General features: G+C 61.5%; 13 protein-coding genes. 2 read left to right on the top strand and 11 right to left on the bottom strand.

Features of this window, described 5'->3' with window-relative positions:
- Positions 1–8 precede the first annotated feature (8 nt).
- The 3 genes from gcvH to J3P89_RS22460 all read right to left on the bottom strand — a co-directional run bounded on the left by gcvH (position 9) and on the right by J3P89_RS22460 (position 3,443).
- On the bottom strand, positions 9–392 hold the full coding sequence (gene gcvH, locus J3P89_RS22470; protein ID WP_434561638.1) for a glycine cleavage system protein GcvH: 384 nt from the start codon (positions 390–392) through the stop codon (positions 9–11).
- Positions 393–824: 432 nt separating this feature from the next.
- Positions 825–2,333 carry a sigma-54-dependent transcriptional regulator gene (locus tag J3P89_RS22465; RefSeq protein ID WP_186635657.1) on the bottom strand — a complete coding sequence of 503 codons (1,509 nt, stop codon included), beginning with the start codon at positions 2,331–2,333 and terminating at the stop codon, positions 825–827.
- Positions 2,334–2,537: 204 nt separating this feature from the next.
- Positions 2,538–3,443: a LysR family transcriptional regulator gene (locus J3P89_RS22460; protein ID WP_434695689.1), complete on the bottom strand. Its 906-nt coding sequence runs from the start codon at positions 3,441–3,443 to the stop codon at positions 2,538–2,540.
- A gap of 112 nt (positions 3,444–3,555) precedes the next feature.
- On the opposite strand from J3P89_RS22460, the gene J3P89_RS22455 reads away from it, so the two are divergent.
- Positions 3,556–4,434, top strand: coding sequence for an MBL fold metallo-hydrolase (locus J3P89_RS22455; RefSeq protein WP_434695688.1), 879 nt, complete (start codon positions 3,556–3,558; stop codon positions 4,432–4,434).
- 193 nt (positions 4,435–4,627) lie between these two features.
- Positions 4,628–5,242 (top strand): NAD(P)-dependent oxidoreductase, encoded by a 615-nt coding sequence (locus J3P89_RS22450; RefSeq protein ID WP_434695686.1) that lies wholly within the window; start codon positions 4,628–4,630, stop codon positions 5,240–5,242.
- A 9-nt stretch (positions 5,243–5,251) separates the two neighbouring features.
- On the opposite strand, the gene J3P89_RS22445 is transcribed toward J3P89_RS22450, so the two are convergent.
- The 8 genes from J3P89_RS22445 to glpD form a co-directional block, all read right to left on the bottom strand.
- Positions 5,252–5,581 carry a GlpM family protein gene (locus tag J3P89_RS22445; protein ID WP_187293334.1) on the bottom strand — a complete coding sequence of 110 codons (330 nt, stop codon included), beginning with the start codon at positions 5,579–5,581 and terminating at the stop codon, positions 5,252–5,254.
- 25 nt (positions 5,582–5,606) lie between these two features.
- Complete coding sequence (locus J3P89_RS22440) at positions 5,607–6,935, bottom strand: sigma-54-dependent transcriptional regulator (RefSeq protein ID WP_434695685.1); 1,329 nt, start codon at positions 6,933–6,935, stop codon at positions 5,607–5,609.
- Positions 6,932–8,833 carry a sensor histidine kinase gene (locus tag J3P89_RS22435; protein WP_434695684.1) on the bottom strand — a complete coding sequence of 634 codons (1,902 nt, stop codon included), beginning with the start codon at positions 8,831–8,833 and terminating at the stop codon, positions 6,932–6,934. Before J3P89_RS22435 ends, J3P89_RS22440 begins: the two co-directional genes overlap by 4 nt.
- Positions 8,834–9,048: 215 nt before the next feature.
- The gene (locus J3P89_RS22430) at positions 9,049–9,783 is read right to left on the bottom strand and encodes an amino acid ABC transporter ATP-binding protein (protein WP_434695683.1); all 735 of its coding nucleotides are present in this window, start codon (positions 9,781–9,783) and stop codon (positions 9,049–9,051) included.
- The gene (locus J3P89_RS22425; protein WP_014339892.1) at positions 9,780–10,451 is read right to left on the bottom strand and encodes an amino acid ABC transporter permease; all 672 of its coding nucleotides are present in this window, start codon (positions 10,449–10,451) and stop codon (positions 9,780–9,782) included. Before J3P89_RS22425 ends, J3P89_RS22430 begins: the two co-directional genes overlap by 4 nt.
- Positions 10,451–11,197: an amino acid ABC transporter permease gene (locus J3P89_RS22420; RefSeq protein WP_434569610.1), complete on the bottom strand. Its 747-nt coding sequence runs from the start codon at positions 11,195–11,197 to the stop codon at positions 10,451–10,453. The genes J3P89_RS22425 and J3P89_RS22420 overlap by 1 nt, the downstream gene beginning before the upstream one ends.
- Before the next feature lie 187 nt (positions 11,198–11,384).
- Positions 11,385–12,299: a glutamate/aspartate ABC transporter substrate-binding protein gene (locus J3P89_RS22415; RefSeq protein WP_434695682.1), complete on the bottom strand. Its 915-nt coding sequence runs from the start codon at positions 12,297–12,299 to the stop codon at positions 11,385–11,387.
- Positions 12,300–12,739: 440 nt separating this feature from the next.
- Positions 12,740–14,278, bottom strand: coding sequence for a glycerol-3-phosphate dehydrogenase (gene glpD / locus J3P89_RS22410; RefSeq protein WP_434673656.1), 1,539 nt, complete (start codon positions 14,276–14,278; stop codon positions 12,740–12,742).
- Positions 14,279–14,398 lie beyond the last annotated feature (120 nt).

Raw genomic sequence — 14,398 nt, 5'->3', positions numbered from 1 at the left:
GTGGCTCCTCAGGCTTCGGCGTTGGCTTTGATCAGGCGATCGTAGGCGTCTTGATCCAACAGCTTAGCCACTGCGTCGGCGTCGGTCGGTTTAAAGCGGAAGAACCAGCCGTCGCCCAGCGGGTCTTCGTTGACCAGTTCCGGGCTGTCGCCGAGCTTGTCGTTCACTTCAAGTACTTCACCATCGAGGGGCATGTACACACCGCTGGCGGCTTTCACCGATTCAACCGTGGAGGCTTCGTCGCCCTTGGCGTAGGACTGCAATTCAGGCAGTTGCACAAAAACCACGTCGCCCAATGCGTTCTGCGCGAAGGCGGTAATGCCTACGGTGACGCTGCCGTCTGCTTCGGTGCGCAGCCATTCGTGATCTTCAGTAAAACGCAACTCGCTCATGGAAACTCCTGGGGCCAGATTTCGTCTGGTGGACGCGAAGAAAGGCGCGGGGCTTGGCCCGGCCGAATGGCTAAAGCCTTAGCAAGAACGTGGCCAATTTACAAAATTCGTTATTTATCAATAGGTTGAAGGATTTTCGTGCGACGATAGTCTTTAGCGCTGTAGCGAAATCGTTACAGCGCCTGGGCCGGATAAAATCGTTATGGGATCAGAGCCTTACGCTGCGCAGGCTGACGGCGACTGTAGCGTTATCGTTCCGCTGTAGCGCTTTCAGTACAGTGGAGGTCGTTTTTGGATGCGATTTTTTCGACCGCACCCATAACCCCTGTGGGAGCGAGCTTGCTCGCGATGACGGTAGCTCTGTCAGCGATAGGTTGACTGATACACCGCTATCGCGAGCAAGCTCGCTCCCACAGGGGAACTGCGGCGGGTCTATGGCTTCCCGGAAATGCCGTACTTGCGCAATCGATGGGCAATGGCCGTATGAGAGGTTTGCAAGCGGCTGGCGAGTTGACGGGTGGAGGGGTAGTTGGTGTACAGCGATTCGAGCAATTGCTTCTCGAACGCTTCGACGGCTTGCTCCAGGCTTTCGACTTCCACGTCGCCCTGGCGCGCCACGGAGGTGCCGGCGATGTCGAGGTCGCCGATGTCCACCAAACTGCTTTCGCAGATGGCGGCGGCGCGGAAGATCACGTTCTGCAGTTGCCGCACATTGCCCGGCCAGCGATTGCCCAGCAATGCCGGATAGGTGCCGGGGGCCAACCGGCAGACCGGGCGCTGGATCTGCGCGCAGGCCTGCTGCATGAAATAACGCGCCAGCAGCAGGATGTCCTGGCCGCGTTCGCGCAGCGGCGGGACTTCGACGTTGAGCACGTTCAGGCGGTAGAACAAGTCTTCGCGGAACGAGCCTTCGCTGACCATTTTCTCCAGGTTGCGGTGGGTGGCGCTGAGGATTCGCACATTGACCTTGATCTCCCGATCGCCACCCACACGGCGAAAGCTGCCGTCATTGAGGAAACGCAGCAGCTTGGCTTGCAGGTACGGCGACATCTCGCCGATTTCATCGAGAAACACCGTGCCCTGGTTCGCCAGTTCCATCAGCCCCGGCTTGCCGCCGCGCTGGGCGCCGGTGAAGGCGCCGGGGGCATAGCCGAACAGTTCGCTTTCGGCGAGGTTCTCCGGCAGCGCGGCGCAGTTCAGGGCCAGGAATGGCGCACCGTGGCGGGCGCTGATGGCGTGGCAGGCGCGGGCCACCAGTTCCTTGCCGGTACCGGTCTCGCCCTGGATCAGCAGCGGCGCATCCAGGGCCGCGACGCGCTGGGCCCGGGCCTTGAGCGTGCGGATCGCCGGGGATTCGCCCAGCAGCGCATCGAAACCCTCGGCGTGGTCGTGATGCAGCGCCGACAGGCGTTCGCCGATGCGGTTTGGCTGATAAAGCGTCAGCAGCGCCCCGGCATCGGTAATGGGCGTGGCGTCCAGCAACAAGGTCTGGCCGTTGAGGGTGATTTCCCGCAGCGGCAGGCGAAAGCCGTTCTCAAGCAGGGCGTCCAGCAGCGCCGCGTCGCCGAACAGCTCGGCCACGCTTTCCCCGGCCGGTTCCCGACCGTACAAGGCGATCAGTGCTGGGTTGGCGAGCAGCACCTTGCCGGCGCTGTCGAGGGCCAGCACCGGGTCGGTCATGGCGGCGAGCAAGGCATCGAGCTGCAAGTGCCGGCGTTGCCCCGGGAGAATGTCCACCACGGTGACCGCCTGCACGCCGCGCACGCTGAACAGTGCCTCGCGCAGTTCGTCGAGCACCTGCGGGCTGAGGGTCGGGGCATCGATGTAGACGTTGGGCGGCACCATCTCCACCGCATCCAGGTTCAAATTGCGCCCGCCGAGCAAAGCCAGGACTTCCTGGGTGATGCCGACGCGGTCGATGAAACTGACGTGGATGCGCATGGGGCGGTTTCGGGTTCTGGATTACGAAGGGTGGCAAGTATGCCTTGGGCCGGGGTTTTGGTGAAATCCCGGAGAGTACTCAATCCCCTTGTGGGAGCGAGCTTGCTCGCGATGGCAGCGGATCAGTTGCACTTTATTCGGCTGGCCCACCGCTATCGCGAGCAAGCCCGCTCCCACAGGGGGATTTGGTGAGTCTACTGTTGCTTATAGCCCGTCATCCCACTCAGGCGTCTCGGGAAACTTCAGCACCAGAAAATCCACCAGGCAACGCAGCGCCGAGGGCATGTGCTTGCGCGATGCATACACCGCATACATGTTCATCAGCCGCGGTTCGGCGTGGGCCAGCAGGCGCACCAGTTCACCGCTGCGCAGATAAGGGCCGGCCTGGTAGCTGGGCAGCATCGCCACGCCAGCGCCGGCGATCGTTGCCTGGAGCAGCGTGCTGGCCTCGTTGGCGCTGATGTTGCCCTGCACCGGCACCGCGATCTGTTCGCCGTCCTGCTCGAAATGCCACAAGCTCTTGCCGACGTAGGAATGGGTCAGGCAGTTGTGCCGGCCCAAGTCCTCCACCCGTTGCGGTGTCGGCTGCTCGCGCAGGTAACGGGGCGAGGCGCAGATCACCGAGCGGCACACCGTGAGGCGCCGGGCGATCAGGTTGGGATCGAGATCGTTGCTCATGCGGATCGCCAGGTCGATGCGCTCATCCACCAGGTTCACCGTGCGATCGAGCATCTGCAGGTCGACGCTTACCCCCGGGTAGCGCTTGACGAACTCGGCCATGGCCGACGCCAGCTGGGACTGGCCGAATGATGGGCTGGCGGTGATGCGCAGCATGCCCCGGGGCGCGTCCTCCGGCGTGCTCACGGCGGCTTGAATGTCGCCGGACAGCTCGAGCATCTGTCGGCAGCGCGGCAGAATCTCCGAGCCGGCGGCCGTCAGGCTCAGTTTGCGTGTGGTGCGGTGCATGAGCCGAGCACCGACCCAGTCTTCCAGCTCCGCCAGGTACCGCGACACCACCGGTCGCGACAGGTCCAGATGTTCGGCCGCCGCCGATTGGCTGCCCAGGTCCACCACGGTTACGAACACCCGCATTGCTTGTAGACGATCCATGATCTGCCCGATTTTAGAAACAAACTATGTCCCAGCATCGCATTTTTTGTATCGAGTCAGGCAACTAAGCTCTGTCCATTCCCTTGCGGACCCTTGGACGACGGAGCACAACATGACCGGATTCACCCCAATCAAACGCCTGCTGCTGGCGACCGCCGCCTTGGCCTTCACCGCCCAGGCCTGGGCGGGCGACTTGACGCTCGATGTCTATAACCCCGGCGCCGCGGCGATTTTTCCGGTGACTTCGGTTCTGGTCAGCGGCGACAAGGAGGCAATCCTGGTGGACGCCCAGTTTGGCAAGGCCCAGGCCGAGCAGGTCGTGGAGAAAATCCGCGCCAGCGGCAAACGGCTGACCACGATTTACATCAGCCACGGCGATCCGGACTACTATTTCGGCCTTGAAACCCTGACCTCAGCGTTCCCTGAAGCCAAGGTGCTCGCGTCGGCAGCGACCGTCGAGCACATCCAGCACACCGCCGACGGCAAGTTGAAATACTGGGGGCCGATCCTGAAGGCCGATGCACCGGCCAAGACTCTCGTGCCCCAGGTACTCAAGGGCGACAGCCTGACGCTGGAGGGCAAGCGCTTGCAGATCATCGGCCTCGACGGCCCGCAACCGGACCGCAGCTTTGTCTGGATTCCATCGATCAAGGCAGTGGTTGGCGGCGTGGTGGTGGCGGAAAATATTCACGTCTGGATGGCCGATACCCAGACGGCGCAATCCCGCAAGGACTGGCTGGCGACGCTGGCGGGCATTGAAAAACTGCAACCGGCCACGGTGATCCCCGGCCATTACCTGGGTGAAAGTGCCCGCTCCCTGGCGCCGGTGCGCTTCACCGCCGACTACATCAAGGCCTTCGACGAGGAGACCGCCAAGGCCAAGGATTCCGCCGCGCTGATCGCCGCGATGAAACTACGCTATCCCAACCTGGGGGAGGACAGCTCCCTGGAACTCAGCGCCAAGGTCGCGAAGGGCGAGATGAAGTGGTGAAGCTCAACCTTTGATCGGGGCTTTTGTGGCGAGGGAGCTTGCTCCCGCTGGGCTGCGCAGCAGCCCCCATACCAGCAAATGAGTTGTACCTGGCACACCGCATGAACCTTTTTGCGACTGCTTCGCAGCCGAGCGGGAGCAAGCTCCCTCGCCACGTTGAAGTAATCCCTACGAATAACCATAGGAGAATCTCATGAGCAAAATCGCAATCATCGGCGCCACCGGCCGGGCCGGCAGCCAGCTGTTGGAAGAGGCCCTGCGACGCGGCCACAGCGTGACGGCCATTGCCCGCAATACAACCGCGATCGGCGAGCGGGCCGGCGTGGCCAGCAAGCAACTGGACGTACTGGACAGCGAGGCGTTGACCGCAGCAGTCACCGGCCATGACGTGGTGATCAGCGCCGCGCACTTTGCCACCGTGCCGGCCGATAAGGTCATCGCACCGGTGAAAGCCGCCGGGGTCAAGCGTCTGCTGGTGGTGGGCGGTGCCGGTTCGTTGTTGCTGCCGGATAACAGCCGTGTGATCGACAGCGAGGGCTTCCCGGAGGAATACCTGGCCGAAGCCAGCGCCGGTGCATTGTTCCTCGACGTGTTGCGCAAGGAACAGGACCTGGATTGGACCTTCCTCTCGCCCTCGGCGGAGTTCGTCGAAACCGAGCGCACCGGGCAGTCCCGTGTCGGCAAGGATCACCTGTTGTTCGACCAGGCCGGACGCAGTTGGATCAGCTTTGCCGACTACGCCATTGCGATGATCGATGAAATCGAAACGCCGCAGTTTTCACGGACGCGGTTTACCGTCGGCTATTGATCGCGGGGATCAGCCGTGAAGCCGCACCCAGACGCTGACCAGCACCGTCGCCGCCATCAGCCAGGCGACGGCAGCTACGGCCAATGAGGCTTCGAGGCGCATGCGGTCGACCATCACGTACAGCGTCGCAAGATAGACGAAGTACGGAATGATCGACCACATGCCGAACACGATGGTGGTCTTCAGGTCGTCCACCGAGCGGCCCTTGCCGACGATGTAGTGGGCGATCAGGGCGAAAGTCGGAAACAGCGGCACCAGCCCGGCGATGTAATAATTCCTGGTCTTGGCGAGCATCGCCAGGATGACCACTACGGCCGCGCCGAGCGCCGCCTTGAAAATCAGATCCACAGGTTCGCGTCCCCGGTCAGTGGCTCAAGCCATATTTTTTGACTTTGTCGAACAGCGTGGTCTTGGCCATGCCCAGTTCCTGGCTGGCCTGGGTCAGGTTGCCGCCGCTGCGTTGCAATGCGTCCACCAGCAGGTTGCGCTCGAAGGCTTCCACCGCTTCGGCGAAAGCCAGGCCCTGGCTGCCCGCGCTGGCGCCGGACTTCTTGAAAGCGGGCAGGCCGAGGGCATAACGCTCGGCGACGTTGCGCAGTTCACGTACGTTGCCCGGCCAGTCGTGGCTCATCAGGTTCGACAGGGTCTGGTTGTCCAGCTCCGGCACCGTGCGGTCGAAGCGCAGGGACGATTGCTGGAGGAAATGCTCGAACAGTTGCAGGATGTCCTCGCGCCGTTCGCGCAGGGGCGGCAGTTCCAGGGTGACCACGTTGAGGCGGTAATACAGGTCGCTGCGGAACTGCCCGGCCCGGCCCATTTCGTCGAGGTCGGACTTGGTGGCGGCGATCACGCGACAATCCACGGCCACGCTCTGGTTCGAACCCAGGCGCTCCAGGGTGCGTTCCTGCAACACCCGCAGCAGCTTGATCTGCAAGGGCAGGGGCATGCTTTCCACTTCATCGAGAAACAGCGTGCCGCCATCGGCGTGCTCGATCTTGCCGATCCGACGTTTGCCCGCACCGGTGAAGGCGTTGGCCTCGTGACCGAAAATCTCGCTTTCGAACAGGTTCTCCGGCAGCCCCCCGCAGTTCAGCGCGACGAACTGTTTGTCATGGCGCCGGCTGAAATCATGCAGGCAGCGGGCGACCAGCTCCTTGCCGGTGCCGGTTTCGCCCTCGATCAGTACGTTGGCCGAGGTGTCGGCGACATTGGCGATCAGCGCTCGCAAATGCTGCATGGCCGGCGAGCGGCCAATGATCCTGCCTTCCAGCGAATCACGTTCGGCCAGTTTCCTGCGCAGCGTTGAAACTTCCCGGGCCAGACTGCGTTGCTCCAGGGCGCGGCGGGCGACGTCCACCAGGCGTTCGGGAGAGAAGGGTTTTTCCATGAAGTCGTAGGCGCCTTTCTGCATGGCGCCGACGGCCATGGAGATGTCGCCGTGGCCGGTGATCAATACCACTGGCAGGCTGCGGTCGCGGGCCTTGAGCCGGGTCAGCAGTTCCAGCCCATCCATGCCCGGCAGTCGGATGTCACTGATGACGATGCCGGCAAAATCATCGCCAACCCGTTCCAGGGCCTCTTCGGCGCTGCCCACGCCCACACAGGGAATGTCTTCCAGGGTCAGGGCCTGTTGGCAGCCCAACAGGACATGGGGGTCGTCTTCGACGATCAGAACGCTCAGGTCGTTGTTCATAGCGGCTCGGCAGGTGAAAGGCTTACCAACGGTAAACTGAGTACAAACGTGGTGCCACCATCGTCCGGGTGCTCGACGCCCAGATGCCCGCCCGCGGCGGCGCACAGGCTCGCCGAAAGCGTCAGGCCGAGGCCCAGGCCTTGTTCGCCGGGCTTGGTGGTGAAGAAAGGTTCGAACAGATGCTTGCGTGCCTGCGGATCGATGCCGTGGCCGTTATCGCGCACCCGCAGGCGGTATTTGCCATCGCTGATCTCACCGGCGAGCCACAGTCTTGGCTCGGGTTGGACTTGCATCGCGTCCAGGGCGTTGCCAATCAGGTTCACCAGGATCTGCTCCAGGCGTGTCTGGTCGATTTGCAGCTGGACGTCTTCGAAAGCTGTCTGTGTCTGGACCCCAAGTTTTTCCAGACGCGCCCCGAGCAATTGCAGCGCGGCCTCGACGGCCTTGCCCAGGCTGGCCCGGCCTTTGTCGTCACCGCGCCGGGCAAAGGCACGCAGGCTCGCGGTGATCCGGCCCATGCGATCGATCAGGTCGTTGATGGTCCTGAGGTTGGCGCTGGCAATGTCCAGTTGGCCGCGCTCCAGGAAGCGCACCGTGTTGCCGGACAACGTGCGCAACGCAGCCAGCGGCTGGTTGAGTTCATGAGCGATGCTGGTGGACATCTGGCCGATGGCCGCCAATTTGCCGGCCTGTACCAGTTCGTCCTGGGCGCGGCGCAGGGTCTCTTCCGCTTGCCGGCGTTCGCGGATCTGGCCTTTGAGCCGCTCGTTGCTGGCCCGCAGGTCGGTGGTGCGTTCGGTAATCCGACGTTCGAGCTGGTTGTTGGCTTCCTGCAACGCTTCGCGGGCGGCGAGGCGGGTGGCAATGACCTTGCGCCGCTCGTTCCAGGCGATCAGCAGGAAGGCCACCAGGGCAAACGCCACGGCCACCAGGATGCCCTGGTTGATCGCTTGGCGGCGCAGGTCTTCAAGCGGGGTGAGCAAGGTGAAATTCCACGGCGTGTCGCTCAACGGCCGGGTCTGCGAGAGGTAGCTGGTGGCCTGCTGGTCGGCGGCGATTTCGGTATTGGCGGGGAAGGTCAGCTTCTCCATGCCTTCGGCCAGTTGCTCGCGGGCCAGGGGGATCAGTTCGTTCAGTGGGAACCAGTAATATTGCAGGCTGCGGGCCAGGCGTTCCTTGGTTTCGTCGCTCAGCGGCCGTACGGACTTGAGCCGTCGCGCCGGATCGCTGGAGAGGATGATGATGCCGTTCTCGTCGCTGACGAAGGCTTCCAGGCGTGCTCGCTGCCAGCGTTCCTCCATGGCTTCGAGACGCACCTTGACCACGGCCACGCCGATGATCTTGCCCCTTTCTTCCAGCCCATGGGCCAGGTAGTAGCCCGGCTCGCCGTTGGTGCTGCCGATGCCGTAGAAGCGTCCCGGCTGGCCGCGAACGGCGTTCTGGAAGTAGGCGCGGAATGACAGGTCTTCGCCCAGGTAACTGTCGACGTCGCGCCAGTTGCTGGTGGCCATCACCCGGCCGGTGGTGTCCATGACATAGATGGCCCGGCTACGGCTGCGCCGATTCAGGCCTTCGAGGTATTCGTTGACGGTCTTGCGGTGCTCGGGTGTCGGGTCGTCGAGCAGTTTCGAGACGCTGGATTCAAGCTCGAGCAGGCTGGGCAGATAGGTGTATTTGCTGATCTCGCTTTCCACCGCCCGGGCATGCAGTTCCAGCTGGCGCTCGCCATTTTCGGCCAGGCCGCGAATGCCGTAGTGCTCGCTGATCCAGAAGCCGAGGTAACCCAGGCCGATCATCAGCGCAATGACCAGCGGCGGCAGGAACAGGTGGCGAATCAGGCGGGGTTTCACGGCGAGTGATGGCGGCGCGGCGCGATAGAGGGTGGGGTCGCATTTCATCACAGAAGCCTTGGGTCAACCAGTGAGGCGGCGATTGCCCTTCAAACGCGGTCCCGTGGCGAGGGAGCTTGCTCCCGCTCGGCTGCGAAGCAGTCGCAAAACGGCTAATGCGGTATGCCTGATACATAGCATTTGCCGGATTTGGGGCCGCTACGCGACCCAGCGGGAGCAAGCTCCCTCGCCACAAGGGCAAGCGCGTCTAAAGAAGGCGACGCTTAGTGCTGCAGGATTTTCTCAAGGAAATGCTGCGCGCGTTCGGAGCGGGCGTTGATGTCGCCGAAGAACTCTTCCTTCTCGCAATCCTCGATGATCTGGCCCTGGTCCATGAAGATCACCCGGTTCGCCACCTTGCGGGCGAAGCCCATTTCGTGGGTCACGCACATCATGGTCATGCCTTCGTGGGCCAGTTGCACCATCACGTCCAGCACTTCGTTGACCATTTCCGGGTCGAGGGCCGAGGTCGGTTCGTCGAACAGCATCACCACCGGGTCCATCGCCAGCGCACGGGCAATCGCCACGCGCTGTTGCTGGCCGCCGGAAAGCTGGCCCGGGTGCTTGTGGGCGTGGGCGGACAGGCCGACGCGCTCAAGCAGTTGCAGGCCTTTTTTGGTGGCTTCTTCCTTGCTGCGGCCCAGCACCTTGATCTGCGCGATGGTCAGGTTTTCGGTGATGGTCAGGTGCGGGAACAATTCGAAATGCTGGAACACCATGCCCACCCGCGAACGCAGTTTCGGCAGGTTGGTCTTCGGGTCGGCGATGGAGGTGCCATCGACCACGATGTCGCCTTTCTGGAACGGCTCCAGCGCGTTGACGCACTTGATCAGCGTGGACTTGCCCGAACCCGACGGCCCGCACACCACCACAACCTCACCCTTGCTGACCTCGGTGCTGCAATTGGTCAGTACCTGGAAGTCCCCATACCACTTGTTGATGTTCTTGATAGAGATCATACGGCGAACCTTTTTTGCAGACGCTTGACCAGCAGCGAGGCGGCAAAGCTGATTGTGAAGTACACGAGACCTGCGATGATCAGGAACTCATTGGAGCGGCCGATGATGTCGCCATTGGCCCGCGAAGCATTGAGGAAGTCCACCAGGCCGACGGTGTAGACCAGCGAGGTGTCCTGAAACAGGATGATGCTCTGTTGCAGCAACAGCGGGGTCATCTTGCGAAACGCCTGGGGCAGGATGATCAGGCGCATGACCTGGCCATAGTTCATGCCCAATGCCTGTGCCGCGCCCATCTGGCCCTTGGGGATCGACTGCACGCCGGCCCGGACGATTTCGCAGAAGTAAGCCGCCTCGAACATCATGAACGCCACGACGCAAGAGCCGAACGCGCCGATCGGCGTGTCTTCACCGGTGATCCAGCGCAGCACGAACGGCACCGCCAGGTAGAACCAGGTGATGACCAGCAGCAACGGGATCGAGCGGAAATAGTTGACGTAGGCGCCAGCGATGTTGGAGACCAGCTTGTTGTGGGACAGGCGCATCAGCGCCAGGATCGTCCCCAGGATGATCCCGCCAACGACACCCAGGGCCATCAGCTTGAGGGTCATCACCATGCCGTTCCACAAACCGGGAATGGCCGGGATGATGCCTGTGAAGTCGAATTCCATTATTTACCCCCCACGGAGATCAGGCCGGGCACCGCGACTTTCTTCTCGACCATGCGCATGAGCAGCATCAGGCTCATGTTCAGGGTGAAGTAGATCAGCGTCGCCAGGGTAAAGGCTTCGAACAGGTTGGCCGAGAACTCGGCGGTCTGCTTGGTCTGCGCGAGCAGCTCCATCAGGCCGATCAGCGAGGCCACGGAGGAGTTCTTGAAGACGTTGAGAAATTCCGAGGTAAGCGGCGGAATGATGATCCGGTAGGCCTGGGGCAACAGCACGTTCCAGTAGATCTGCGGCAGCTTGAAGCCCATGGCGCGGGCGGCGGCTTCCTGGCCGCGTGGCAGCGCCTGGATGCCGGTGCGCACCTGCTCGCAAACCCGTGCGGCAGTGAACAGGCCCAGGCAGACGACGACGCTCAGGTAGGCCGAGGTGGTCGGGTTGAGGTCCTGCTTGTACCATTCCTGCATGTCGGCGGGCAGCAGGTCCGGCACCAGGAAGTACCAGATGAACAGCTGCACCAGCAGCGGCACATTACGAAAGAGTTCCACGTAGCAAGTCGCGATGCCGGACACCAGCCGGTTCGGCACGGTGCGCATCACACCCAGGATCGAGCCCAGCAGCAGGGCAATGATCCAGGCGACGACGGCGATGGCAATGGTCCAGCCCAGGCCGGCCACGTACCAGTCGAGATAGATCTCGCTGCCCACGCCGGTGGACTTGAAGAACACGCCCCAGTCCCAGTTGTAATTCATCAGGGTCTCCCCTCAGATCGATCGATGTACAAATATCTGCAGGGGGAAGTCCTTTCCCGCCCAATCTTGAGAATCGGGCACACACCGACGGCTCGACCGCACCGTTCGAGTGGTTCCTTGGATGCCAGCAGGGAATGACACACTCCTGGAAGGGCAGGCCCTTCCAGGAGGTAAGGTTAGTCAGAAATCAGGATTTCTTGTCGTCAGCCGCTTTATCGGTCGGCGTGGCGATCAGTGCCTTGAGTTCGTCGCTCATCGGGAAATTGAGGTTCAGGCCTTTTGGCGGGATCGGTTGCATGAACCATTTTTCGTAGATCTTGTTGATCTCGCCCGACGCGTAGGTGGCCTTGATAGCGTCATCGACAACCTTTTTGAACGGCTCGTCGCCCTTGCGCACCATGCAGCCGTAGATTTCGTAGGATTGCGGAGTACCGGTGACGGCCCAGTCATCGGCCTTCTTGGCCTTGGCGGCTTCGCCGGCCAGCAGCGCGTCGTCCATCATGAACGCGACGGCACGACCCGATTCCAGCATCTGGAAGGACTCGCCGTGGTCCTTGGCCGAGATGACGTTCATGCCCATTTGCTTGTCGGCATTCATGGCCTTGAGCAGGCGCTCGGACGTGGTGCCGGCGGTGGTCACGACGTTCTTGCCCTTGAGGTCGTCGAAATCCTTGTACTTGGAGTCTTTCTTGGACAGCAGCTTGGTGCCGATCTCGAAGATGCCAACGGAGAAGGCGACTTGTTGCTGGCGCTCGACGTTGTTGGTGGTGGAGCCGCACTCCAGGTCCACAGTGCCGTTCTGTACCAGCGGGATACGGGTTTGCGAGGTGACCAGGTTGTACTTGACCTGCAGGTTCGGCACATCCAGCTCTTTTTTCAGAGCGTCGACGACTTTCAGCTGGATGTCGTGGGAGTAGCCGACCGGTTTGCCGGAAGCGTCCGCGATGTAGGAAAACGGAATGGAGGCGTCGCGGTGGCCGAGCGTAACGACGCCGGACTCTTTGATCTTTTTCAGTGTGCCGGTCAGTTCGGCGGCGAAGACCGGAGTGCTGATCAGAGCGGCAGCAACGGCTGCGCCCAGGAGATGGGGAACGATGCGCATCGATGTTTCCTCGACATTGTTTTTTTTGTATTCGGCCGGTTCACCGGCCCTGAGTGCTTCGAATGCCTGGCAGCTCCTGTTGTGTTGGCGTACAGGCGTTCGTCTCCACGAGTGTAGAGCATGACTCGTGCCAGGCCAGTCGCGATTGGTTAACAGACTGTTTTTAAAGGAAATTAATGTTTTGTTTCAGATTTTTGGCCGGTTGTTTATCCGGTTTGCCGAACTGACTGTCGGGTCGTGTTCGGAAAACCGAATGACTCGAGAGCTCATCAACTCTTGTGGGAGCGAGCCTGCTCGCGAAGGCGGTCACTCAGTTCCATCAGTTGTGAAGCGGATGGCCTCTTCGCGAGCAGGCTCGCTCCCACAGGGATCCGTGGCGGATCCGGATAACAAAAAGCCCCTGAATTCAGGGGCTTTACGTTTAGCTAGCGAAATACTGCTCAGGCCGCTTCGATCTTGCGCCGGTTGTGCTCGACCTTGTCCAGGTACGTGCGAAGCTTCTCCTGTTCAGCGGCGGTTGTGAACAAGCCCAGCTTGCTGCGACGCCAGAGAATATCCTCGGCGTCGATGGCCCACTCGTCGCTGCACAGATAGTCGACCTCCCGGGTATAAAGGCCCGCGCCGATGTGCTCGCCCAGGTCGGCAAGGCTGTGCACGCCTTCGAGCATGCGCCAGGTGCGGCTGCCATAGGTAGTGGCCCAGCGGCGGGCGATATCGGTGGGCAGCCAGTCGAACTTGTCGCGGATTGCCGAGCACAAAGCCTGTGGCGTGGTCATGTTCTCGCCGCCGGGCAAGGTCTCCAGGGCCGTCCAGCTCGGGCGCATCTGGGTGAAGTACGGAGCCAGCTGGGCCATCGCCGACTCGGCAAGCTTGCGGTACGTGGTCAGTTTGCCGCCGAACACCGATAACAACGGAGCTTCCTGGCCACCGCCCGACAGCGCCAGGGTGTAGTCCCGGGTCACGGCGGAAGGGTTGTCGGATTCGTCGTTGCACAAAGGCCGGACACCGGAATAGCTGTGCAGAATGTCGTCGCGGCTGATCTGCTTCTTGAAGTGCGCATTGACGACCTTCAGCAGGTAGTCGGTTTCGCCCTCGGTAATTGCCACCTTGGCCGGATCGCCGGTGTATTCGCGGTCGGTCGTGCCTATCAGGGTAAATTGATTCAGATACGGGATGGTGAAGACGATGCGCTGGTCTTCGTTTTGAAGAATGTGCGCATGCTCGCCTTCGTAGAGTTTTGGCACGATCAGGTGGCTGCCCTGGATCAGACGGATGCCGTAGGGCGATTCCATTTTCAGGTCATCACGAATGAACTTGGCGACCCATGGGCCGGCAGCGTTTACCAGCGATTTGGCCAGGATTGAAAACAGGCTGCCGTCGGCACGTTCCAGGTTCAATTGCCACAGGCCTTTACTGCGCCGAGCGCTGACGCAACGGGTGCGGGTGTGGATATGCGCACCTTTTTCTCGCGCCGCCATGGCATTGAGCACCACCAGCCGGGCGTCATCGACCCAGCAATCGGAGTATTCGAAGCCTTTGGTGATCTCGCTTTTTAATGCGCTGTCGGCGCCGAATTTCAGGCTCCGGGAGCCGGCGAGTTGCTCGCGCTTGCCCAGGTGATCATAAAGGAACAGGCCGGCGCGGATCATCCAGGCCGGACGCAGGTGCGGGCGATGGGGCAATACGAAGCGCATCTGCTTGACGATATGCGGAGCCTTGGTCAGCAGCACTTCGCGCTCGGCGAGTGCTTCACGCACCAGGCGGAATTCGTAATGTTCGAGATAGCGCAGGCCGCCATGGATCAGCTTGCTGCTGGCCGAAGAGGTGTGGCTGGCCAAATCGTCCTTTTCGCAAAGGAACACCGAAAGACCGCGACCGGCAGCATCCGCGGCGATCCCTACACCATTGATACCGCCACCGATGACGGCGACGTCATAGATTTCAGCGAGAGGGGGCATAGGCAAGGTGGAATTGGGCATCGGCTGGCCTCGGGTTCTTTTTTCGAAATATTTGAATTCGAACATAAATGTTCATTTGCGAAAATACTAGCCCATAAGCACAGCAACAGCCAGTCGAATCCGATTGAAAATACTGATCGA

Origin of the sequence: Pseudomonas sp. Z1-14 (genome assembly GCF_051132005.1) — a bacterium.
Lineage (GTDB): Bacteria > Pseudomonadota > Gammaproteobacteria > Pseudomonadales > Pseudomonadaceae > Aquipseudomonas.
The sequence above is the reverse complement of the archived record's forward strand: the minus strand, read 5'-3'. Positions and strand labels throughout refer to the sequence as shown.

Coding starts and splice junctions, on each gene's coding strand:
- gcvH (WP_434561638.1), bottom strand. CDS start 392: ATGAGCGAGTTGCGTTTTACTGAAGATCACGAATGGCTGCGCACCGAA.
- J3P89_RS22465 (WP_186635657.1), bottom strand. CDS start 2,333: ATGCGCATCCACGTCAGTTTCATCGACCGCGTCGGCATCACCCAGGAA.
- J3P89_RS22460 (WP_434695689.1), bottom strand. CDS start 3,443: ATGGATCGTCTACAAGCAATGCGGGTGTTCGTAACCGTGGTGGACCTG.
- J3P89_RS22455 (WP_434695688.1), top strand. CDS start 3,556: ATGACCGGATTCACCCCAATCAAACGCCTGCTGCTGGCGACCGCCGCC.
- J3P89_RS22450 (WP_434695686.1), top strand. CDS start 4,628: ATGAGCAAAATCGCAATCATCGGCGCCACCGGCCGGGCCGGCAGCCAG.
- J3P89_RS22440 (WP_434695685.1), bottom strand. CDS start 6,935: ATGAACAACGACCTGAGCGTTCTGATCGTCGAAGACGACCCCCATGTC.
- J3P89_RS22435 (WP_434695684.1), bottom strand. CDS start 8,833: ATGAAATGCGACCCCACCCTCTATCGCGCCGCGCCGCCATCACTCGCC.
- J3P89_RS22430 (WP_434695683.1), bottom strand. CDS start 9,783: ATGATCTCTATCAAGAACATCAACAAGTGGTATGGGGACTTCCAGGTA.
- J3P89_RS22425 (WP_014339892.1), bottom strand. CDS start 10,451: ATGGAATTCGACTTCACAGGCATCATCCCGGCCATTCCCGGTTTGTGG.
- J3P89_RS22420 (WP_434569610.1), bottom strand. CDS start 11,197: ATGAATTACAACTGGGACTGGGGCGTGTTCTTCAAGTCCACCGGCGTG.
- J3P89_RS22415 (WP_434695682.1), bottom strand. CDS start 12,299: ATGCGCATCGTTCCCCATCTCCTGGGCGCAGCCGTTGCTGCCGCTCTG.
- glpD (WP_434673656.1), bottom strand. CDS start 14,278: ATGCCCAATTCCACCTTGCCTATGCCCCCTCTCGCTGAAATCTATGAC.